Annotated in this window: 25 protein-coding genes; 9 read left to right on the top strand and 16 right to left on the bottom strand. The window is 69.4% G+C overall.

Annotated elements, in window-relative coordinates; genetic code table 11:
• Positions 1–154 precede the first annotated feature (154 nt).
• The 3 genes from ACYQPG_RS00240 to ACYQPG_RS00230 form a co-directional block, all read right to left on the bottom strand.
• Positions 155–589, bottom strand: a complete 435-nt coding sequence (locus tag ACYQPG_RS00240) for a PRC-barrel domain-containing protein (protein ID WP_147910348.1) — start codon at positions 587–589, stop codon at positions 155–157.
• An 85-nt stretch (positions 590–674) separates the two neighbouring features.
• Positions 675–1,160, bottom strand: coding sequence for a DUF2721 domain-containing protein (locus tag ACYQPG_RS00235; protein ID WP_147910347.1), 486 nt, complete (start codon positions 1,158–1,160; stop codon positions 675–677).
• Positions 1,161–1,210: 50 nt separating this feature from the next.
• A complete protein-coding gene (locus ACYQPG_RS00230; protein WP_281407111.1) occupies positions 1,211–1,333 on the bottom strand; it encodes a hypothetical protein in 123 nt (40 codons plus the stop codon).
• 244 nt (positions 1,334–1,577) lie between these two features.
• Between ACYQPG_RS00230 and ACYQPG_RS00225 the strand changes: the two genes are divergently transcribed.
• On the top strand, positions 1,578–1,949 hold the full coding sequence (locus ACYQPG_RS00225; protein WP_147910346.1) for an SWIB/MDM2 domain-containing protein: 372 nt from the start codon (positions 1,578–1,580) through the stop codon (positions 1,947–1,949).
• 98 nt (positions 1,950–2,047) lie between these two features.
• On the opposite strand, the gene ACYQPG_RS00220 is transcribed toward ACYQPG_RS00225, so the two are convergent.
• The 5 genes from ACYQPG_RS00220 to ACYQPG_RS00200 form a co-directional block, all read right to left on the bottom strand.
• Complete coding sequence (locus ACYQPG_RS00220; RefSeq protein ID WP_461229949.1) at positions 2,048–2,845, bottom strand: SDR family NAD(P)-dependent oxidoreductase; 798 nt, start codon at positions 2,843–2,845, stop codon at positions 2,048–2,050.
• 84 nt (positions 2,846–2,929) lie between these two features.
• Entirely contained in the window at positions 2,930–4,324 is a 1,395-nt protein-coding gene (locus ACYQPG_RS00215; protein WP_147910344.1) for an MFS transporter, read from the bottom strand.
• A 170-nt stretch (positions 4,325–4,494) separates the two neighbouring features.
• Complete coding sequence (locus tag ACYQPG_RS00210) at positions 4,495–5,841, bottom strand: ATP-binding response regulator (RefSeq protein WP_461229948.1); 1,347 nt, start codon at positions 5,839–5,841, stop codon at positions 4,495–4,497.
• On the bottom strand, positions 5,838–7,043 hold the full coding sequence (locus ACYQPG_RS00205; protein WP_461229947.1) for an FIST signal transduction protein: 1,206 nt from the start codon (positions 7,041–7,043) through the stop codon (positions 5,838–5,840). The genes ACYQPG_RS00210 and ACYQPG_RS00205 overlap by 4 nt, the downstream gene beginning before the upstream one ends.
• 164 nt (positions 7,044–7,207) lie before the next feature.
• Positions 7,208–7,789, bottom strand: a complete 582-nt coding sequence (locus ACYQPG_RS00200; protein ID WP_147910341.1) for a c-type cytochrome, methanol metabolism-related — start codon at positions 7,787–7,789, stop codon at positions 7,208–7,210.
• A gap of 262 nt (positions 7,790–8,051) precedes the next feature.
• Between ACYQPG_RS00200 and ACYQPG_RS00195 the strand changes: the two genes are divergently transcribed.
• Together ACYQPG_RS00195 and ACYQPG_RS00190 are read left to right on the top strand one after the other, a co-directional pair.
• On the top strand, positions 8,052–8,744 hold the full coding sequence (locus ACYQPG_RS00195) for a transglutaminase-like cysteine peptidase (protein ID WP_461229946.1): 693 nt from the start codon (positions 8,052–8,054) through the stop codon (positions 8,742–8,744).
• 127 nt (positions 8,745–8,871) lie between these two features.
• Complete coding sequence (locus ACYQPG_RS00190; protein WP_419830853.1) at positions 8,872–9,189, top strand: hypothetical protein; 318 nt, start codon at positions 8,872–8,874, stop codon at positions 9,187–9,189.
• Between the two features lie 81 nt (positions 9,190–9,270).
• On the opposite strand, the gene ACYQPG_RS00185 is transcribed toward ACYQPG_RS00190, so the two are convergent.
• Positions 9,271–9,714 carry a hypothetical protein gene (locus ACYQPG_RS00185; protein WP_461229945.1) on the bottom strand — a complete coding sequence of 148 codons (444 nt, stop codon included), beginning with the start codon at positions 9,712–9,714 and terminating at the stop codon, positions 9,271–9,273.
• Positions 9,715–9,941: 227 nt separating this feature from the next.
• Between ACYQPG_RS00185 and ACYQPG_RS00180 the strand changes: the two genes are divergently transcribed.
• Positions 9,942–10,442 (top strand): DUF1203 domain-containing protein, encoded by a 501-nt coding sequence (locus tag ACYQPG_RS00180; protein WP_147910337.1) that lies wholly within the window; start codon positions 9,942–9,944, stop codon positions 10,440–10,442.
• Here the strand turns inward: ACYQPG_RS00180 and ACYQPG_RS00175 are convergent.
• From ACYQPG_RS00175 to ACYQPG_RS00160, 4 genes are read right to left on the bottom strand one after another with little or no spacing between them, the layout of a single operon-like run.
• On the bottom strand, positions 10,420–10,890 hold the full coding sequence (locus ACYQPG_RS00175; protein WP_147910336.1) for an arsenate-mycothiol transferase ArsC: 471 nt from the start codon (positions 10,888–10,890) through the stop codon (positions 10,420–10,422). The two genes, ACYQPG_RS00180 and ACYQPG_RS00175, sit on opposite strands and share 23 nt — an antisense overlap.
• A gap of 24 nt (positions 10,891–10,914) precedes the next feature.
• Entirely contained in the window at positions 10,915–11,397 is a 483-nt protein-coding gene (locus ACYQPG_RS00170; RefSeq protein ID WP_461229944.1) for a UPF0262 family protein, read from the bottom strand.
• Between the two features lie 10 nt (positions 11,398–11,407).
• Complete coding sequence (gene hisD, locus ACYQPG_RS00165) at positions 11,408–12,703, bottom strand: histidinol dehydrogenase (RefSeq protein ID WP_461229943.1); 1,296 nt, start codon at positions 12,701–12,703, stop codon at positions 11,408–11,410.
• Between the two features lie 19 nt (positions 12,704–12,722).
• The gene (locus tag ACYQPG_RS00160) at positions 12,723–13,181 is read right to left on the bottom strand and encodes a DUF2948 family protein (RefSeq protein ID WP_147910333.1); all 459 of its coding nucleotides are present in this window, start codon (positions 13,179–13,181) and stop codon (positions 12,723–12,725) included.
• Between the two features lie 185 nt (positions 13,182–13,366).
• On the opposite strand from ACYQPG_RS00160, the gene ACYQPG_RS00155 reads away from it, so the two are divergent.
• The gene (locus ACYQPG_RS00155) at positions 13,367–13,789 is read left to right on the top strand and encodes a hypothetical protein (protein ID WP_461229942.1); all 423 of its coding nucleotides are present in this window, start codon (positions 13,367–13,369) and stop codon (positions 13,787–13,789) included.
• Positions 13,790–13,819: 30 nt separating this feature from the next.
• Here the strand turns inward: ACYQPG_RS00155 and ACYQPG_RS00150 are convergent, their stop codons facing one another.
• The 3 genes from ACYQPG_RS00150 to ACYQPG_RS00140 all read right to left on the bottom strand — a co-directional run bounded on the left by ACYQPG_RS00150 (position 13,820) and on the right by ACYQPG_RS00140 (position 16,009).
• Positions 13,820–14,224 carry a helix-turn-helix domain-containing protein gene (locus ACYQPG_RS00150; RefSeq protein ID WP_419830850.1) on the bottom strand — a complete coding sequence of 135 codons (405 nt, stop codon included), beginning with the start codon at positions 14,222–14,224 and terminating at the stop codon, positions 13,820–13,822.
• Between the two features lie 230 nt (positions 14,225–14,454).
• Complete coding sequence (gene murA / locus ACYQPG_RS00145) at positions 14,455–15,744, bottom strand: UDP-N-acetylglucosamine 1-carboxyvinyltransferase (RefSeq protein ID WP_147909877.1); 1,290 nt, start codon at positions 15,742–15,744, stop codon at positions 14,455–14,457.
• An 85-nt stretch (positions 15,745–15,829) separates the two neighbouring features.
• Positions 15,830–16,009 carry a hypothetical protein gene (locus ACYQPG_RS00140; RefSeq protein WP_419830849.1) on the bottom strand — a complete coding sequence of 60 codons (180 nt, stop codon included), beginning with the start codon at positions 16,007–16,009 and terminating at the stop codon, positions 15,830–15,832.
• Positions 16,010–16,354: 345 nt separating this feature from the next.
• On the opposite strand from ACYQPG_RS00140, the gene hemA reads away from it, so the two are divergent.
• The 4 genes from hemA to rpmH all read left to right on the top strand — a co-directional run bounded on the left by hemA (position 16,355) and on the right by rpmH (position 19,721).
• The gene (gene hemA, locus ACYQPG_RS00135) at positions 16,355–17,623 is read left to right on the top strand and encodes a 5-aminolevulinate synthase (RefSeq protein WP_419831101.1); all 1,269 of its coding nucleotides are present in this window, start codon (positions 16,355–16,357) and stop codon (positions 17,621–17,623) included.
• A 357-nt stretch (positions 17,624–17,980) separates the two neighbouring features.
• On the top strand, positions 17,981–18,778 hold the full coding sequence (locus tag ACYQPG_RS00130) for an inositol monophosphatase family protein (protein ID WP_147909874.1): 798 nt from the start codon (positions 17,981–17,983) through the stop codon (positions 18,776–18,778).
• 82 nt (positions 18,779–18,860) lie between these two features.
• The gene (locus tag ACYQPG_RS00125; protein WP_147854491.1) at positions 18,861–19,406 is read left to right on the top strand and encodes an adenine phosphoribosyltransferase; all 546 of its coding nucleotides are present in this window, start codon (positions 18,861–18,863) and stop codon (positions 19,404–19,406) included.
• A gap of 180 nt (positions 19,407–19,586) precedes the next feature.
• Complete coding sequence (gene rpmH / locus ACYQPG_RS00120) at positions 19,587–19,721, top strand: 50S ribosomal protein L34 (protein WP_007558110.1); 135 nt, start codon at positions 19,587–19,589, stop codon at positions 19,719–19,721.
• Positions 19,722–19,838: the final 117 nt, after the last annotated feature.

Genomic DNA, 19,838 nt, shown 5'->3' with positions numbered 1-19,838 from the left:
AACCGGAAGCGGGCGCGGCGCTACTCGTGATGGGCGCGGGCCACCTCTCCCGTGCAGGAGAGGTGGCCCGTCGCGGTCCGCAAGGGTGCCGGCGGCAAAAGCCCGTGCGGGCACGAGGCGTCCCGGTGGAGCGTCGATGGCCCGCGCCCTGCGCTCACAGCGTTGGCGCGCGCACGCCGTAATAATCCTCGATCTTCCCGCGGTAGTTCGGGTCGGCGAATGCGTCCTCGCCCGGGCCGTGGCTCGGTGCGCCGGCGAGGTTGCCCGGATCGATGTCGACCACGTAGCCGCCGAGTTCGGTACTGTAGGTCAGTGCCTTCCAGGGCAGGGGGTGGTGGTTCTCGCCGAGCCCGAGGAAGCCCCCGAAGGCCAGCACCGCGTAGGCGACCTGGCCGGTGACCTTATCCACCATGAAGTTGTACACGGCCCCGAGGTGCTTTCCCTCGCGGTCGTACACCGCCGTGCCCTCGACCTTGTTCGAGGCGATCAGGCGGGCGGTCTCGTCGATGGCGATGCCCTCGCCGGTGGGATCGAGCTCCAGGGAGCCCGTCTTTCTCACGGGACGCTCGGTGGGCAGATCCGTCGGCATGGTGACTCCCGGGTTACGCGGACCGGGCCGGACGTGCCGCCGGCCCTGGTCACTAAACGCCGGGGCGGGAGCGGGTTCCGGTGGCTCAGAGATCCGCCAACATCCCGGCATCGGCCCGGCGCTGGTTGATCCGGTCCCGGACCGAGCGGCTGGCCAGCAGCATCTCGAAGCCGAACGCGATGAGCGCGCAAAGCGTGCACAGGATCGCGGTCCCGAACAGGCCGAACAGCAGGCTCGCCACCGTGCTGTCGCGCAGGGCGCCGACGAACAGCGTCAGCACCGAGCCGCAGGTCGCGACGCCGCCGAGCGCGGCCAGGAACACCGCCGCGTCCAGCGCCAGCGAGCGCGTATGAAGCCGGTCGAGCCGCTGACCCAGGATGATCCGCTCGGCCTCGCCGGCTCCAGCCAGCAGCGTCGACACGCGCTCGGCCTGGTCGGCCACCCGCGCGAGCCGGGCACCGAAGACGTTGAGCAGCGTCGCGAGCCCGGACAGCAGGAAGACCGGGCTCAGCGCCACCTGGACGACGTGGGCGGTGCTTTCCAGGGTGGTGGATGTGATGGGATCGATCATGCTCGCGGGCCCATGGACCCGGCGGCCCGGCACGGCAATCCCGTGCGCCGTCAAACCAGCCCGCGTTGCGGTTCCAGGCCGGACGAGACCGGCTCGGCCCGGATACCGAGACCAAGACCGAGCACGAGCCCGGTGGCGAGCAGCAGCGCGAGCGCGAGAACCGGGGTAAACATGACTGTATTTCTCGGGCCTGATCGTTAAGAGCAGGTTTCGAGCGCGCGGGTTCGGCGGAATGTTCTTCGCGGCGGTGCAGATCGGCGGCTTCCGGTGTGGATTTCCGCGCCTGCCCTGTGGATGAGGCCCCCGCGAAGGCGATTTCCCCTTGGAACGGCGGCGGCACCGCTTAGTTGCTGCTATGCTGGCTCGGCCGTGGGGCGCTCATGCCCCGGCCTGCGGCCCGAGAACCGGAGGAAGTTTATGGCCACGAAGACCGAGAAGGCTGCGCCGAAGGCGGCCAAGACCACGAAGGCCGACGAGCCGAAGGCCGCCAAGGCCGCGCCCGCGAAGGCTGCCAAGCCCGCCGCCACCAAGGCCGCCGGCGCGAAGCCGAACGCCCTGCAGCAGCCGCTGAAGCCGTCTGCCGATCTCGGCGCGATCGTCGGCACCGATCCGTTGCCCCGCGGCGAGGTGGTCAGCAAGGTGTGGGACTACATCAAGAAGCACAACCTGCAGAACCCCGAGAACAAGCGCGAGATCCTGGCCGACGACAAGCTCAAGAAGGTCTTCGGCAAGGACAAGTGCTCCATGTTCGAGATGAACAAGCACCTCGCGGCTCACCTGAAGTCTTGATCGTCTAAGCCCGGGTCCGGCGCCTTCGCCGGACCGGTGGCTCTCGATCGAACGGGGCCCGACGGCCCCGAGCCGAAGACCGTTTCGCTCGATGCGGTCTACGCGAGACCTTGCAGGACACCGCCATCCACCCGCAGCGCAGCGCCCGTCGTGGCGCTCGCTGCCGGGCTGCAGAGATAGGCGACGAGGTTCGCAACCTCCTCCACCGTGGCAAGGCGCTTGATCAGCGACGACGGGCGATGCTCGGCCACGAAGGCACGGCCCATCGCGTCGAGGTCGGCGTCGGCCGCCCCACCGGCCATCTGCTTCATGAACTCGGCGACGCCTTCCGACAGGGTCGGCCCGGGCAGCACGCTGTTGACCGTCACGCCGGTGCCGGCGACGGTCTGCGCCAGGCCCCGAGAGATCGCGAGCTGCGCGGTCTTCGTCATCCCGTAATGGACCATCTCGGTCGGCGTGTTGATGCCCGACTCGCTCGAGATGAAGATCACGCGGCCCCAGCCGCGCTCGGCCATGGCCGGGGCGTAGGCACGCGACAGGCGCACGCCGCTCATCACGTTAAAGTCGTAGAAGCGCTGCCAGTCCGCGTCCGGGATCTCGAAGAACGGCTTCGGCTCGAAGATCCCGGTGTTGTTGACCAGGATGTCGACCGCGGGCAGCCCCCGGACGAGAGCATCGACCCCTTCGGCGGTGGCCACGTCGCCCGGTGCCGCGAAGGCGCGGCCGGCCTTGGTCTCGCCGCGCAGCTTGGTCAGCGCCGCTTCGACCCGCTCGGCGGTGCGGCCGTTGACGCCGACCTCCGCGCCGAGGTCGCAGAGCTCCTTGGCGATGGCGTAGCCGATGCCGCCGGTCGAGCCGGTGACGAGGGCCTTCTTGCCGGTGAGGTCGAGGTCCATGGGCGGAGACTCCGGGGCTTGGAACACGGGTTGTGGATCTCGGCCCAACGCGCGCCAGGCCGGTCGGTGGCATACCGGGCTCGCCTAACCGCCCTTACCCCGCCGCAGGACGCTGGCGCAGCCGCCGATTGCGGCGAGCGCCACCGCGCAGGAGAGCGAGAGGGTCACGGCCCGTTCGGCGCCCAGCCCGTGGGTCAGCCCGAAGATCACCGCCACGAGGGCGGCGCCGAGCGACTGCCCGGTGAGGCGGGCCGTCGACTGCATGCCGCTTGCCCCGCCGGCGCGCTCCCGAGGCGCCGAAGTGACGATCACCTTGTTGTTGGGCGACTGGAACAGGCCGAAGCCGAGCCCGCACAGGGTCAGGCGCCAGACGATGTCGAGGGTGGCGGGCGACTCGGGCAACAGCGTCACGCCGACGAGGCCGGCCGCCAGCATGGCGAGGCCGATGCCGCCGAGCAGCCCGGGCGGGTAGCGGTCGGCCAGGCGCCCCGAGATCGGCGCCATCGCGGCCACCGCGATCGGCCAGGGGGTGAGCAGGAAGCCGGTCTGGGTGCTGGAGAGGTGCAGCACATCCTGGAAGTAGAACGGCAGCGCCACGTAGGACACCATCTGGGCGCAGAAGGAGGCCACCGAGGTCGCCATCGACAGGGCAAAGGCGGGGATCCGCAGGAGGTCCACCGGGAGCAGCGGGGCGGGCAGCCGGATCTGGCGCCGCACGAACACGGTGCCGATCACCAGGGCGCCGACAAGTTCGGCGACGGCGATCGCTTGGCCCTCGGGGTCGCCGAGCCCGTCGATGCCGATGATCAGCAGGCCGAAGGTTAGCGCGTTGAGCACCGCGCTCACCAGGTCGAAGCGCCGCCCGCTGGCCGGGGTCGCCGGCAGGGTGCGCGTGGCCACCGCCAGGGCGAGCAGCCCCACCGGGACGTTGACCAGGAACAGCCAGGGCCAGCTCGCCACGGACAGGATCGCGGCCGCCACGGTTGGCCCCGCCGCCGAGGCCACCGCCACCACCAGGGCGACGTTGGCGACCCCCTGGCCGATCATCCGGTGCGGATAGATGAACCGCACGAAGCCGATGTTGACGCTCATGATCGCCGCGGCGCCGAGCCCCTGGACGATGCGCCCCGCAATCAGCAAGGGCAGGCTCGGCGCCAGCGCGCAGGCCAGCGACGCCGCGACGAACACTGCGAGCCCCGGCAGGTAGACCCGGCGGAAGCCGAAGATGTCGCCGAGCGATGCGAAGGGCAGGAGGCTCGCCGTCACGGCGATCTGGTAGGCGTTGACCACGAAGATCGCGTCGGCGGGCTTCACCGCCAGGTCCTTCGCCATCACGGGCAAGGCCACGTTGACGATGGCCCCGTCGAGGACCGCCATGGTCATGGCCAGCCCGATCGCCGCCATCGCCAGGACGCGCTCCCGCGGCGGCAGGCCGTCGTGCTGGGCGGGGACGCCTGTACCGGCCGGGACCTGCGCCATGCGCGCGCTCCTGCGGCGTCCCGGAGGGCCGGCGACGTCGGTTGCGGGGGGAGATCCGGGCGCGGATGCACCGTGGATGCCGGTTCCCTCTCGCGCAGCCGCGGCACAGCGTCGAGGGCCGTGGTGTGTCCTATGTCACGGCGCGGCGGGATTGTTCGCCCGGCTATGCATCAGGCGAGCATGTAGGTGAGGAGCGCGCGCAGCTGCGCGGGCTTGATCGGCTTGCGCAGCAACTCCGCGCCGGACCGTGCAACCTTCGCCTCGACCTCGCGGGAATGGTCGGCGGTTGTGACGATCACCGGCAGCGCCTCGCCGTAGAGGTCATTCAGGTACGCGGCGACGTCGAGCCCGCAGGCATCGTCGTCGAGGTGGTAGTCGAGGACCAGGATGTCGGGCCGCGGGGCTCCGGCCTGCATGGCGGCGCGGACCCCGGCCAAATCCCGGAAGGTCGAGACCCGGGCGTCCCAGTTCTGCAGCAGGCGTGCCAAGGCGTCGGCCGTCGCGGCGTCGTTCTCCACCGCCAGGACGTGGGCGCCGGACAGGCGGGTCACCACGGGGGCCGGCGGCGCGATGGCGGCCGGGATCGGGCTCAGCGGCAGGCCCAGGGTCACCCGGGTGCCGTGGCCGGGCCGCGAGGCCAGGGTCAAAGGATGATCCAGCGCCTGGGCCATGCGCCGCACGATCGACAGGCCGAGGCCGAGGCCCGGCTCCTCCGCGGCGCCGGTCCGGGTGCCGCCCCGGAAGAACTCCTCGAAGACCAGGTCGTGCTCCTCTGCGGCGATGCCGCAGCCGGTATCGAACACATCCACCCGGACTCCGCCGGCAGCGCGCCGCGCCGCGAGCACGATGCCGCCCGCGCCGGTGTAGCGGATGGCGTTTGAGACCAGGTTCTGGACGATGCGCTGGAGCAGCATCACGTCGCTGGTGACCGTGAGGTCCGGGCAGCGCACGGCGAGCCGCAGGCCCTTGCGCTCCGCGAACGGCTTGAAGCTCCCCGCCAGCTCGGTCAGCAGGTCGGGCAGGAAGACCGGCTGCAACTGCGGCCGGACGATGCCGGCATCGAGCTTCGAGATGTCCAGGAGCGTCTTGATCAGGTCCTCGATCGTCTGGAGGCCCCGCTCCACCCGGCCCGCGATGGTGCGCGCCTCGGGCAGCAGCGGGAGGTCGTCCAGCGCCGAGATCGAGAGGCGCGCTGCGTTTACCGGCTGCAGCAGGTCGTGACTCGCCGCCGCCAGGAAGCGTGTCTTCGAGCGGTTGGCGGTCTCGGCCTCCTCCTTGGCCGCCGCCAGGGCCTCGTTCGAGCGCTCCAGGCGGTGCATCAGTCCGGTCAACTCCTCGGTACGGGTGCGGACGCGGCCTTCCAGCATGATCGCAGTCTGGAACAACGAGTAGGCGCTGCCGCGCTGATCCATGCTGCGCTCGACGTGAGACATCAGCGCGGCGTTGATCCGCTCCAGCTTCTCGATCCGCCGGCGCAGGGAGGCGTCGGTCTCGAGCCCGCCCGGGTGCAGGGTCATGATCCGGCCGGGACCGGCGGGCCGCTGGGCTCCGTGCCCCGGGTCAGCCCCTTGCCGATCGCGATGCCCGTGAAGGTCTGGTTGAGGTGCATCGCCCGGTACTGCTCGCCGAAGGTCTCGAAGCCGACGACGTTGTAGCGGCGGTACAGGTCGGCGATGCCGTGGCCCACCTGCCGGCTCTCGGCATCGAGCCGGCGCAGGACGCATTCGAAGCCGATGATCAGGTCTACGCCGCCCACCACCGTGTCGAGGCGGGCCAGCTCGGTCCGGGTCGAGGTCACGATGTCCCGCGGCTCAGCCAGCGTCAGCACCACGCCCTCGTCGATGGCGCAGAAGAAGCTCAGCGAGCCGTCCTCGTTCATGCGGCGGATCGAGCGGCAGAAATACTCGCCGCCGACCTTCACGGCGAGCGGGTAGGCGGCAAAGCTCATCGGCGACAGGCCCTCGGGATCGAGGCCGATCGCCATGGCGTATTCCCGCGCCGCCGGCTCGGCGTTGAGTTCATGGACGGTGCGCCGCTCGCTGTCCGAGGCGGTGACGACGAACTTGGTCCCGGTCGGTTCGAAATTGTCGCTCTTGAAGATCTCGAACGGGAAATCCGTCTCGACCAGCACCAGCACCGCGGCGTTACGGTGGATCCGGCCGCCATGCAGCAGCACCGCGTCCCGGAAGCGCAGGTCGTCGCCCGCCGAACCGCCGACGATCGGGATGCCGTCGAGTGCCCAGGCGATGGCCGAGACCACCGTCTCCTCCGCGTTGGCGAGCCCATCGATCAGCGACAGGGCGAAGCGGCGATCGACGGCGGGCGCTTCGGCTTCGCGGGAGGACACCGGCGGATCGAGGGTCCGGCGCAGGGCACGCACAGCTGAGGCGGTGCGTTCGACATCGAGGTGGTCGATGGCGTCGAGCACGGTCGAGACGATGCGGAAGCGCTCGGTCGGGAAGGCGATCACGACGAGGCCGCGATCGAGGCCGCCCGCCGGAGCGATGCCCCCCGACATCGAGCAGCCCGCGATCGGGACGCCGGGGAACTGCCTCTCCATGGCGGTAGCCAGGATTTCGGGGTCGTAATCGTGCGAGAAGAAGGCGACGATCTGGGACAGGGCCGGGGTACCGATCGCCCGCGCGATCTCGGAGACAGCCTCAGGGGCCGCCGCAGCCTCCGTCCAGGCTGTCCAGATGCCGCACGCATGGCGGCGCACTCCGGTTCCTTGAGCCACGTTCCACCCCCTCACACCCCCTTCGGCGAGCTTTGCCTCGCTCTTCAGAGTCTTGCGCGGAGTATGTCGTGCACAACCGAACGGCGCAACGGGGCGTTGCGCCGTCTCTCTGGGAGGCCCTGACCCGCGTGGAAACGCGGCGCCGCTCACTTCATGCAGACATCTTCCGCCTTCGTGAAGGCAGCGGGTTTCGCCTCGTGATCGGCCGGGCGGTTGCGCCCGACCACGCCATCCGCGCGGGCGCGCAGATACGTGTAGATGTCCGGCATGTAGCACATGACGTTCCGGTTATCCCCGAACGCCGGCATGACCAGTTCCTGGGAGGCGTTCACGTCCTTCTTGCCGCCGGTGATGATGCCGGCGAAGTGCGCGTAGTCCATGCCCTTGAGCGCATCGACCAGGGAGGGCGCATAGGTCGAGCCCATGCCGTCCGGGCCGTGGCAGACGATGCAGTTGGCGTTGTACCGCAGGTACCCCGACATCGTGTACCAATCGACCTTCTTGCCGCCGTCGGTGACGTGATAGGTCGGATCGCCGTTCTTGTCGGTGTACTGGCCGTCCTGGACCTTGGCCGGCTGCGTCGGGCCGTCGCTCTTGAGGTCGCCAGGGCTCGTCTGCGGGGGCGATGGGGTGTCCGGGTTGGCGGCCGAGGCCGGGGCCGCCCCCAGGGTCCCGATCACCAGCCCCGCGACTGCGAGCGCCGCGAGCGCATCAGTTGTGCACCGCATGTCGTTCCTCCAGCCGCCCTAGCGTTCCGGTTCTTCAGGTGGCGGCGGTGGACAACGGCGCTCACGGCACGCGAATGCCGTTGGACATCTTCACGTTTTCGCGCGGGTCTCACCGACCTGCAGGCACGGGCGCCACAGGTCGGAGAATTCCTACGTCATCCGCGTTGCGCACAGCATTAACCTTTTGTTAATCCGCCGATTGCCGCCGGGCCCCCGGCGTGAGAGCTTTCGTTAACGAGAGCTTAACGGTTGGGTCACGGCGATGCGGTTCGCGGGTTCCATGGTGCAGAGTTCGGTTCCCAGCTCTGCGCTGCGTCGGGTGGCTCGCAGCCGTCGCGTCCTGGCCGGCTTCGCCTGGGCGGCCCTGTGCTTCGCCGGGCTCGGCGCCGGTACGGTGCAGGCCCAGACCTTCGCCAGCCTGCCGTCCCCGCAGATCGGGGCCGAGCCCCAGGGCGCGGCGCGGCCGATCGCAGCCTGGGTGACGTTCTGCCAGTCCTACGCGGCGGAATGCGCCGTGGACCGGAGCGAGCCGGCGCGCATCACCCTGACCCCGGCGGTCTGGGCCGCCATCGTCTCGGTCAACCGCCGGGTGAACAAGTCGGTCGAGCCGAAGACCGACATGGAGCACCTCCACGTCGCCGACCGCTGGGACCTGGCCGAGGACGGCATCGGCGACTGCGAGGACTTCCAGCTGCTCAAGCGCCACCTGCTGGCCGAGGCCGGGCTGTCCCGCCGGGCGATGCGCATGACCGTGGTGATCGACGAGAAGGGCGAGGGCCACGCCGTCCTGACCCTGATCACCGACCGCGGCGACCTGGTCCTCGACAACAAGACCAACGCGATCGTGCCGTGGCACAAGACCGGCTACGTGTTCATCAAGCGCGAGAGCCAGGACGCGACCGCGTGGGTCTTGCTCGGCGGCGTCACCTCGCCGGTCACCACCGCCAACCGCTGATCGGGCCGGTCCTGCGCACCGCGTCGGCCATTCGCGGGACACATCCGGACAGCCGGATTTTCACCTGATCGTAAGCTCCCGCTAACCTTGTCGGCGTCACCCTGTCTCCGGACCGAGTGCCCGATCCATGTCGCCTGCCTCTCTCGCATCGCCCTTGCTGCTGGCTGCAATGCTGCTCGCCTCCGGGCCTGTGCGCGCTGGCGGCGAGACCGAGACCCGCCACGCCGGCTGGCGCGAGTGCCTCAGCCGCAACTTCCAGATCCAGGCCGCGCTCACGGACCCTGATCTCGCTGCGGATTCCGCGTTCCGGGCCTGCCGCAGCGCCGAGGACGCCTACCTCGCAGCCCTGGCGCGTTCACCGCTTCTCGACGGCGACGACGTCGCCCGAGCCCGGCCGATGCTCGCCGGCCGTTTCCGGGCCTGGCTGATCAGCAGCCGGGGGTGATGGGTTGGATCCGGCGCCGCTCGGAGATCCACCCAGCAATCGCTCACGCCGGCGTCCGGGGCCGGGCAGGGCGTTGGGACGCTAGATACCGCAGGCGCAGCACGACCGGACATTGGCGATCCTCTGTGCAGGCGTGCCGAACGTCGACTGGGTCACACCGTAATTGCTCCAGTGCGTGATCCACTGCTTGATGTAGTGCAGGCCGTTGGGCGCGTTGGCGAGTTGATGGGCCGCCCAGCAATCTGCCAGCCGTTCCGAGTTGTTTCGGATGGCGAGAAGGCCATAGGCATGGACGATGTAGAAGTGACTGGCGCCGTTGACCTGGGACTCGACCAGACTGATCCGGGTCGGACACAGTAAAAGGCCGTCGGATTTGGACGTCGCGATATTACCGGACGTCTCAGAGCAGCTTTTCGTGATCGATATATTCAACAATCCGCCCGAAGCGCTCCACTGAGCAAGTGATGGCCCGCATTGAGAAATAAATGCGCAGACAGAGGCTGCAGCAATTCGAGCGCGCGACATGGAATTTTCCCGGAACAATACGATTTGTGAGCATATACGGTTGGAGAGATTTGCGAAACATTGCGCATTTTGAATGACTTGTACGATGTTACATGTCGCAGGAAGTGTCAGAGGCGTGGCATGGGGGTCCGGTGCTGCTTGCCCGCTCGGCCTGACATCGGCAGCAAGGAGCGGGACGCTTTCTCTCCCCCGGAGCCGGCACGGTTTCCGAGGACCAGGAGAGCCTCATGACCCGATACCGCTGCGTGCCGATCGGCACCGAGATCGCGGAGCGCTTCCGCCGGAGCGGGCGCGACGATTTCGATAACCCGGTGCGGACGGTCACGGCGACCGACTCCAGCGGGTTTCCCTGTCGGCAATGCCTGTGCTGCGCCGATCCAGGCGAGCCGATGCTGCTCGGGTCCTACGATTTTGGGCGTCCGCGCGGCATCTACTGGGCCCCGAGCCCGATCTTCCTGCACGCGCGGTCCTGTGGAAGCTTCGTCACGGCGGATGTCGTCGCACCGATCCTCCGCGCCAACACCCTGGTGTCGGTCCGGGCCTACGACGCGGCGGATCTCTGCCTGTACGATCTCGGCCACGTCTGTCCCGGTGCCGAGATCGACGCGCCGCTGCTGCGCGCCCTCGGCGATCCGCGCACGGCCTTCGTCAACGTCCACACCGCGCGGCCCGGCTGCCTGCTGTCGCGGGTCGAGCGGATGACGGCTAGCCCTTCAGCCGCGCCTTGATGCGCCGGGTGAGCCCGTCGCGCACGTCCCGGTAGGCGTCCAGGCGCTGCTCCCGGGAGGCGTCCTGCAACAGGGTCGGGTCCGGCGTCGGCCAGTACTCGACATCGGCCGCGAGCGTGTGGGTCAGGTCGAGGGCCCGGTGGTGCGCCTCCGGCGAGAGGGTGATGATCAGGTCGAAGTTCAGCCCTTCCCAATCCTCCAATTGCTCGACGGTGCGGGGGCGATGCCGGCTCGCGTCGATGCCGACCTCGTCGAGCGCCGCGACCATGAACGGATCGGTGGGCTCGCCCGAGCGCACGCCGGCCGACTGCACGTAGGTGGATTTGCCGAAATAGGCCCGTGCGATCGCCTCGGCCGCGGCCGAGCGCACCGCATTGAAGTTGCACATGAACAGGACCGACTGGACCCGCCGCTTCTTCGGGGCGATCTCGGGGAAAGGCTCAACCATCGCCGTTCGGGGCCGGACGGCGCCCTAGCCCTTCCAGTGCAGGGCGAAGATCAGCGTAAACAGGCGGCGCGCCGTGTCGTGGTCGAGGTCGACCTTGCCGTCGAGGCGCTGCTTGAGCGTGTCCGACGCTTCGTTGTGCAGGCCGCGCCGGCCCATGTCGATCGCCTCGATCTGCGACGGCGAGGCGGTACGGATCGCGTTGTAGTAGCTCTCGCAGATCATCTCGTAGTCGCGGATCACCCGCCGGAACGGCGTCAGCGACAGGAGGTGCGTCATCACCGGCTCGCCGTCCACCGTGCTGATCGCGAAGGACAGTTTGTTCTCGACGAGGCCGAGCGTCAGCATGTAGGGCCCCTCGTGGCCCGGAATCGCGAAGACGTTGTCCTCCAGGATGTCGAATAGCGCGATCGCCCGTTCGTGCTCCTGATCCGGGTTGCCGCGGGCGATGGATGCCTCGTCCAGGCTTACCTTGGCGAGGCGGTTCGGCCCGCGCTGCTTCTCGGCCATCCCCAAGACCTCACAAGTTCAACCGGATCGCGACGGAGCGGGCATGACCCTCCAGACCCTCCGACCGGCCGAGCGTTATCGCTGCCGGGCCCAGCGCCCGCAAGCTCTCCGGCGTGCAGGCCAGGATGGTGGTTCGTTTCAGGAAATCCAGGACGCCGAGGCCCGAGGAGAACCGGGCCGAGCGGGCGGTGGGCAGCACGTGATTCGGGCCGCCGACATAGTCGCCGATCGCCTCCGGGGTGTGGGAGCCGAGGAAGATCGCGCCGGCGTTGCGGATCCTGAACGACAGCGCCTCGGCATCCTGGGTCTCGATTTCCAGGTGCTCGGGGGCGATCCGGTCGACCAGCGGGACCGCCTCGTCGAAATCCCGGACCCGGATGATCGCGCCGTAATCGCGCCAGCTCGCCCGGGCGATCTCGGCCCGGGGCAGGGTGGTCAGCGCGCGCTCGACGGCAGCTTCCACCGCCTCGGCGAGTTCCGGGCTGTCGGTGATCAGCACCGATTGGGCGGCGGTGTCGTGCTCGGCCTGGGCCAGGAGGTCGGCGGCAATCCAGTCGGGATTGGCATGGCCGTCGGCGAGGATCAGCACCTCGGACGGGCCGGCGATCATGTCGATCCCGACCTGGCCGAACACCCGACGCTTGGCCGCGGCCACCCAGGCGTTGCCGGGGCCGACGATCTTGGCGACCGGGGCGATGGACGCGGTGCCGTAGGCCAGCGCCGCCACCGCCTGAGCGCCGCCGACCCGATAGACCTCGTGGACCCCGGACAGGCGGGCTGCGGCCAGCACCAGGGGATTGAGGATGTTGTCGGGCGTCGGCACCACCATGACGATCCGCGGCACCCCCGCCACCCGCGCCGGCACGCCGTTCATGAGGACCGACGACGGATAGCTCGCCGTCCCGCCGGGAACGTAGAGGCCGACCGATTCCAGCGCCGTCCAGCGCCAGCCGGCGGTGACGCCGAGCGCGTCGGTTGCCCGATGATCCTGGGGCTTCTGCTGCGCGTGGAACGCCTCGATCCGCTCGGCGGCGAGGCGCAGCGCCGTCATCGCCTCGTCCGGGCAGGACGCCACGGCCGCATCGATTTCGGCCTCGGTGATCCGCAGGGCCTCGGCGGAGAAGTCCGCGCCGAGCCGGTCGAAGCGGCGGGTGAACTCGACCAGGGCGGCGTCGCCCCGGGCGACGACCTCGCCGATGATGCCGCGCACCGCCTCGTCGACATCCTCCGCGATCTCGCGCTTCAGGGTGAGCAGCCGCGCGAAATCGGCGGCGAAGTTCGGGGTTGAGCTGTCGAGCCGGACCATCGGATGTCTTTCGTCTGTCTCAGGCCGCCGGGCCGGGGGCGGTCACCGCATCGGTCGTCGAGTCGATCGCGTGGCCGGGGCGGGCGACCGCCTCCCAGACCGGACCGAGATCCTTCATCCGGACCTCGATGCACTCGACCTCGAGCCGCACCGCCGCGCCGCCGGAGAACACCATGTCGATATGGCCCGACGGCGAGTCGGTCGCCTCGAAGGTGAGTGCGAGCAGGCTCATCGGCGTGGTGTCGCCCGGAGCCAGCCCACGGGTCTTCACGCTGAGGACGCGCTCGACATGCAGGCCGGCCAGCCGCCGCCGCGGCGGGGCGTCGGGCGTCCAGTCGAAACGCCGTACGACCATCAGGAAGCGATGCTCGCCGCTCAGGTAGGTCAGGTCCTCCGGGCGCAGGATCGCGTCCTGGAGGTGCGCGGAGATCACGGTCAGATCCTCGGTATCGAGGGCGGCGAGCTTGAGCAGCTCCATGAAAGGATCCTCGGGGATAGGTAGGCGCGGGCGACGGCGGCGGCCCCACGGCAGGGCGTAGGTAGCGGCCAGACCGGGTTCGGGCAACGCCCGCATCCGGGAAGGCGGTTCCGGCCGTGGCATCCGGCCTCATCACGCTGCCTGGGGCCCTCAGGACGACCGAGACGATTCGAGGCAGGACGACGATGGTGAAACGGATCTCGCTCGCGGCACTGGCTGCCCTGACCCTGGCGCCGCTGCTCGCCGCCCCGGTGCGCGCGCAGGTCGGTCCCGACGCGGATGTCTACGTGTTCGGCCGCCCTGGACCGGATCGCTACGAATACGACCGTCGCCGCCGGCCACCCCCGCCACCCCCGCCGCCGGAGGACGATTGGCGCCGCCGGCCACCGCCTCCACCGCCGCCCTACGACGATGACGACCGCCCGCGTCGGCGCCCGCCGCCGCCACCGCCGCCGGTCGAGGAGGACGATCGGCCGCGCTACGACCGGCGCTGGCGCAGCGTCGGCCTCTGCATCACGGCCGGGATTGACAGCCGAGCTCGTCCCGCCGCGTCCGGCGGCTGCGAGATGCCCGGCTTCGGGTACGCGCTTGGGCCGATCGAGGGCTGACGGACTTCAGGCGGCGCCGTCGTCGAGACGCTAGGGCGCCGCCAGCACCGCGATCGGCAGATGCCAGGCCTCGCTGATGATGCGGATCCGGGCGAGGGTGAGGGGGCTTTTCCGGCTCAGGATCTCCGATGCGCATGCCCGCGAGCCGAGCGGGTGCCCCAGCTCCGCCTGCGCGTGGCCCATAGCGGCGAAGGCGAACTGCAGGATCTCGATCGGATCGGCCTCGGCGATCGGGAAGGTCCGCTCTTCGTGGGCTGCGATCAAGATGGAGAGAACCTCGAACCGATTGCCGTCGGGTGTCCCGACGGCAGGCTCCTCGGCGACGTAGCGATCAATCTCCGCGAGCGCCCAACGGTGATCGTCAGCCATGCGGATCGGCCTGACGTCCTCGACCGTCTCGGTAAGCCGAGTGGAGACGGTCTCCATCTGCATCATCCGACCACTCCGGTGAGCGGATCGACGGCATCGTGCTCAGCACGAGTGCCGACGAGCCGAAGGAGCCTTCGCGACCCGGCCATACCAGGCTCGCAGCGGCACCTCCGACCGAGGATGCTGTGCCCCGAATACCACGAGGGCACAGCGAGCCCCCCGGTCCAAGCCCGTTCCCAGGCTGGGACCGGGGGGCTCGGGCCGGTAAGGCGCGCTCGGCCGAACTCAGATTGGCGTCAAACCCGCACGCGCTCGATCTGCGCGCCGCAGCGCCCGAGCTTGGCTTCCAGCGCCTCGAAGCCGCGGTCGAGGTGGTAGACCCGGTTGATCTGGGTCTCGCCCTCGGCGGCGAGGCCCGCGATCACCAGGGAGACGGAGGCGCGCAGGTCGGTCGCCATCACCGGCGCGCCCTTGAGCCGGTCGACGCCCTCGACGATGGCGAGGTCACCCTCGAGGCGGATCTTCGCGCCGAGGCGGGCCAGCTCCTGCACGTGCATGAACCGGTTCTCGAAGATCGTCTCGCGGATGTGCGACTGGCCCTTGGCCAGCGTCATCAGCGCCATGAACTGCGCCTGCAGGTCGGTGGGGAAGCCCGGGAACGGATCGGTGGTCACGTCGACGGCCGCGATGCCGCCGCCGTTGCGGCGCACGCGGATGCCCCCCTCGACCTGGCTGATCTCGGCCCCCGTGGTCGACAGGACGTCGAGCGCCGAGTGCAGCAGCTCGGCCCGCGTGTCCTTGAGGATCACGTCCCCGCCGGTCATCGCCACCGCCATGGCGTAGGTGCCGGTCTCGATCCGGTCGGGCAGCACCTCATGGCGCGCGCCGTTGAGCCGGGCGACGCCTTCGATCTCGATCCGGGGCGTGCCCGCGCCGCGGATCTTGGCGCCCATCTTGTTCAGGCATTCGGCGAGGTCGACCACCTCGGGCTCCCGGGCGGCGTTCTCCAGCACCGTGGTGCCGTACGCGAGGGAAGCCGCCATCAGGGCGACGTGCGTGCCGCCGACCGTGACCTTCGGGAACGCGATCTCGGCCCCGCGCAGGCCGTTCTTCGTCTTGGCGACCACGTAGCCGGCGTCGATCTCGATCTCGGCCCCGAGCTTCTCCAGGGCGGTGATCAGCAGGTCGACCGGGCGGGTCCCGATGGCACAGCCGCCCGGCAGCGAGACCTTGGCCTCGCCGAACCGGGCCAGCAGCGGTGCCACCACCCAGAAGCTCGCCCGCATGGTCGAGACAAGATCGTAGGGCGCGGTGGTATCGATGACGTTCGAGGCGGTGAGCCGGATCGTCTGGCCGGTCTCGGTGGTCTGCCCGGGGCGCTTGCCGACCACCATGTGGTCGACGCCGTGATTGCCGAGGATCCGCGTCAGCGCGGAGATGTCGGCGAGCCGCGGGACGTTGATCAGCTCCAGCGTCTCGCCGGTGAGCAGGCTCGCGATCATCAGCGGCAGCGCCGCGTTCTTGGCGCCCGAGATCGGGATCACGCCGTTCAGGGGCGCGCCGCCGGTGATGTGAATGCGGTCCATCGTATGTCCTCGGGCGGCGCACCAGATGGGCGCGCGGCCGGCCGTTCTCCTGGTGGACGCCGCGGCGTCCAGGCTTGGCCGTCCCCTATAGACCGGATTTGTCGGAATCTGGACCGGCAGAATCGGTCTCGCGCGGGTCGGGCTGCTCCGCGTCGGGGGCGCCCCCGGTCTCGGCGCGACCTCGGTCCTGTGCCTTCCGGCGGCGCAGATTCGCCCGGAGTGCCGCCTTCAGGCGCTCGGACCGCGCGTCCTTGCCCGCGCTCATCGCGCGACCCTTCGTCGCCGCAGGCTTGAGCCGCGCGATCCCGCGCCGGGGCAGGCAGTTCGGCGTGACGCCATGGCGGTACTCAAGGATCTGACAGCGTGTTCGGGCTTCCGCGGCCGCCCGTGAGGTTAGCGAGTTCGTCCCCGCCTCTCAACGGCTGCAGGGCAGCGATGCCGGAACCTTACCTTGAACCAGTTCCAGATCCGCGCGTATCTTGCGGCCCTCACGCGAAGGACTGGACCGAGGCCGTACGTTGATCGCGGGATCAGGTTGCCGAACCGGCACCGACCGCACGGCCGCACACGCGAAGGACGCTCGATGACCGTCACCCGGATGCCCAGCACGATGCTCGCCCAAGCGGGTTCGACGCGCGCCGGCTCTGGCTACGAGCGGTACTTTCGTGGCGCCCTCGACCAGCTCCACGGCGAGCGTCGCTACCGCGTCTTCGCCGACATCGAGCGCATCTCCGGACGCTTCCCCACCGCCAAGTGGCGGAAGCAGGATGGCAAGACCGCCGAGATCACCGTGTGGTGTTCCAACGATTACCTCGGCATGGGCCAGCACAAGGAAGTGGTTTCGGCGATGACCGAAACGGCCGCGCGCTGCGGCGTCGGGGCGGGTGGCACGCGCAACATTGCCGGCAACAACTCGCCGCTGGTCGATCTGGAGCGGGAACTCGCGGACCTGCACGGGAAGGAGGCGGGTCTGGTCTTCACCTCGGGCTACGTATCGAATCAGTCGGGCATCTCGACGATCGCCAAGCTGATCCCGAACTGCCTGATCCTGTCCGATGCCTTCAACCACAACTCGATGATCGAGGGCGTCCGCCATTCCGGCTGCGACAAGAAGATTTTTCGCCACAACGACCTCCAGCACCTGGAAGAGCTGCTCCGCGCCGCCGGCGACCGGCCGAAGCTGATCGTGTTCGAGTCGGTCTACTCGATGGACGGCGACATCGCGCCGATCGGCCGAATCTGCGACCTCGCCGACACCTACGGCGCCATGACCTACCTGGACGAGGTCCACGCGGTCGGCCTCTACGGACCCCGCGGCGGCGGTATCGCCGAGCGTGACGGCGTCATGCACCGGGTCGATGTGATCGAGGGGACGCTCGCCAAGGGGTTCGGCTGCGTCGGCGGCTACATCACCGCCTCTGCCGCTATCTGCGATGCGGTACGCAGCTTCGCCCCGGGCTTCATCTTCACCACCGCGTTGCCGCCGGCGGTGGCCGCCGCCGCCCGAGCCTCGGTGCGCTACCTCAAGCGATCGAACGTCGAGCGCGAGGCGCATCAGGCCCAGGCCGCCGCCACGAAGGCGGCGCTCACCGAGGCCGGCCTGCCGGTTCTGGAGACCGAGACCCACATCGTGCCCGTGATGGTCGGCGACGCCGAGCTGTGCAAGGCCGCGGCCGACCACCTGCTGGAGCGGCATGCCATCTACATCCAGCCGATCAACTATCCGACGGTCCCGCGCGGCACCGAGCGCCTGCGCATCACTCCGTCGCCGTTCCACGACGCGACCCACATCGCCCGTCTCGCCGCGGCCCTCGCCGAGACCTGGGAGACCCTGGACCTTCCGCGGGCCGGGACGGTGTTCGTCGAGGCGGCGGAATAGGGTTTTGCGGTCAGAGCTTGCAGCCGGACCCACGCGGCTCTCCCTGCCCCGCAGAGGCTAAAACGTTCACCCATCGGAGGTGGACGACGAAACACGCTGTCCTCACCCGCACCCCTGACCGCTCCGCGCTCAGGGAGCGGAAATGCGTGGCGCCTCGAGCGCTGGCTGCGGACCTTGATGTTGATGCCGGCAAGTCCCCGCTTCAGGGAGGAGGACGGTGCCTGCCAGAGTCGATCGGCTTGGGCGGGAAGCCCTCACCACAAACGGCCGACCTCGCCCATCCTCGGCAGGCTCGTCTTTTCCGGCGCCGGCCTGTAACCACGGCGCCAGCATCCATCCCCGAAAAGTCGCGAAAAAATGATCTCCTCTCCGCTCATGACCGTGATGGTCGACGCCGTGCGCAAGGCTGCGCGCGGCCTGCGCCGCGATTTCGGCGAGGTCGAAAACCTCCAGGTCTCGCGAAAGGGCCCGGGCGACTTCGTGTCCGCCGCGGACCGGAAGGCCGAGGAGACCCTGCGGGACGCCCTCATCAAGGCCCGGCCGGGTTACAGCCTGGTGCTGGAGGAGAACGGCATCATCGAGGGCACCGACAAGAGCCACACCTGGCACGTCGACCCCCTCGACGGCACCTCGAACTTCCTGCACGGCGTGCCGCATTTCGCGATCTCGGTCGGGCTCGAGCGGGAGGGCCAGATCGTGGCCGGCGTGATCTTCGACCCCATCAAGGACGAGCTGTTCGTCGCTGAGCGCGGCAAGGGCGCCTACCTCAACAACCGGCGCCTGCGCGTCTCCGGCCGGCAGGACATGGCCGATGCGCTGGTCGGCTATGGCACGCCCTATCTCGGCCGCGGCAGCCACCCGCGCCTGCTGCGCGAGCTCGGCGCCGTGATGGCGGTGGCCGGCGGAACCCGGCGGATGGGATCGGCGGCCCTGGATCTGGCCTACGTCGCCTGCGGTCGCCTCGACGGCTACTGGGAGCGCGACCTCCAGACCTACGATTTCGCCGCGGGCGTGATCCTGGTGCGCGAGGCCGGCGGCTACGTGACCTCGGCGGACGGCGCGGCCGAGCCCCTGGCGGCCCGCTCGGTGGCCTGCGGCAACGAGGTGCTGCATCGCGAATTGCTCGCCCTCCTCAAGAAGGTGCAGGCGGCCTGATCCTCCGGCAGACGCCATCAAACTGGTCAGGGGCCGGGCCTTCTGCTTTAAGCCCGCCGTCCCCCACGGAAGGCCCGAACCCATGGAAGCCCGCCGCCACGTCGCGCTGAAGGAATCGATCCGCTCGATTCCCGACTACCCGAAGCCCGGCATCATCTTCCGCGACATCACCACGCTGCTCAGCGACCCGCGGGCGTTCCGGCGTGCGGTGGATGCGCTGGTCCATCCCTACGCGGGCGGGCGAATCGACCAGGTGGCCGGCATCGAGGCCCGGGGATTCATCCTGGGCGGCGCCATCGCGCACCAGCTGTCCTGCGGCTTCGTGCCGATCCGCAAGAAGGGCAAGCTGCCCCACAAGACCGTCTCGATGGCCTACGCCCTCGAGTACGGCACCGACGAGATCGAGATCCACGTCGATGCGGTGAAGCCCGGCGACAAGGTGCTGCTGGTCGATGACCTGATCGCCACCGGCGGTACCGCCACCGCGGCGGTGAACCTGCTGCAGAAGATCGGCGCCGAGATCGTGGCCGCCTGCTTCGTCATAGACCTGCCGGAGATCGGCGGGGCGCAGCGCCTGCGCGACATGGGCGTCGAAGTCCGTGCTTTGATGCAGTTCGAGGGTCATTGAAGTCCAGGAAGAGGTCCACGAAACGTTGACTTCGCGGGACCCATCCGCCATAAGCCCGCCACTCGCGACGTGGCGCCCCGCCTGGGCGCCCTTCGTGTTTGCAGACAACCAGGACGCGTGAAGGTCGGGTGCGGCAATTGCCGCCCACGAGCGCGCCTCGACCTTTGAAGGCTCTGAACCATGAAGAGAACCTACCAGCCGAGCAAGCTCGTCCGTAAGCGTCGTCACGGTTTCCGTGCGCGCATGGCCACTGCGGGCGGCCGCAAGGTGATCGCGCGTCGCCGCGCTCACGGCCGCAAGCGCCTGTCGGCCTGAGCCGGTCGGACCCTCGCCGGCGCGGTCCTGCTGCGGCAGCCGCGCCGTGAGGCGTGTGCATGATGCGGAAACATGGAATCCGGTTTTCCGAACTCATCATGCGGCACACACTATGAG

It is taken from the genome of Methylobacterium sp. CM6246 (genome assembly GCF_054818005.1).
The sequence above is the reverse complement of the archived record's forward strand: the minus strand, read 5'-3'. Positions and strand labels throughout refer to the sequence as shown.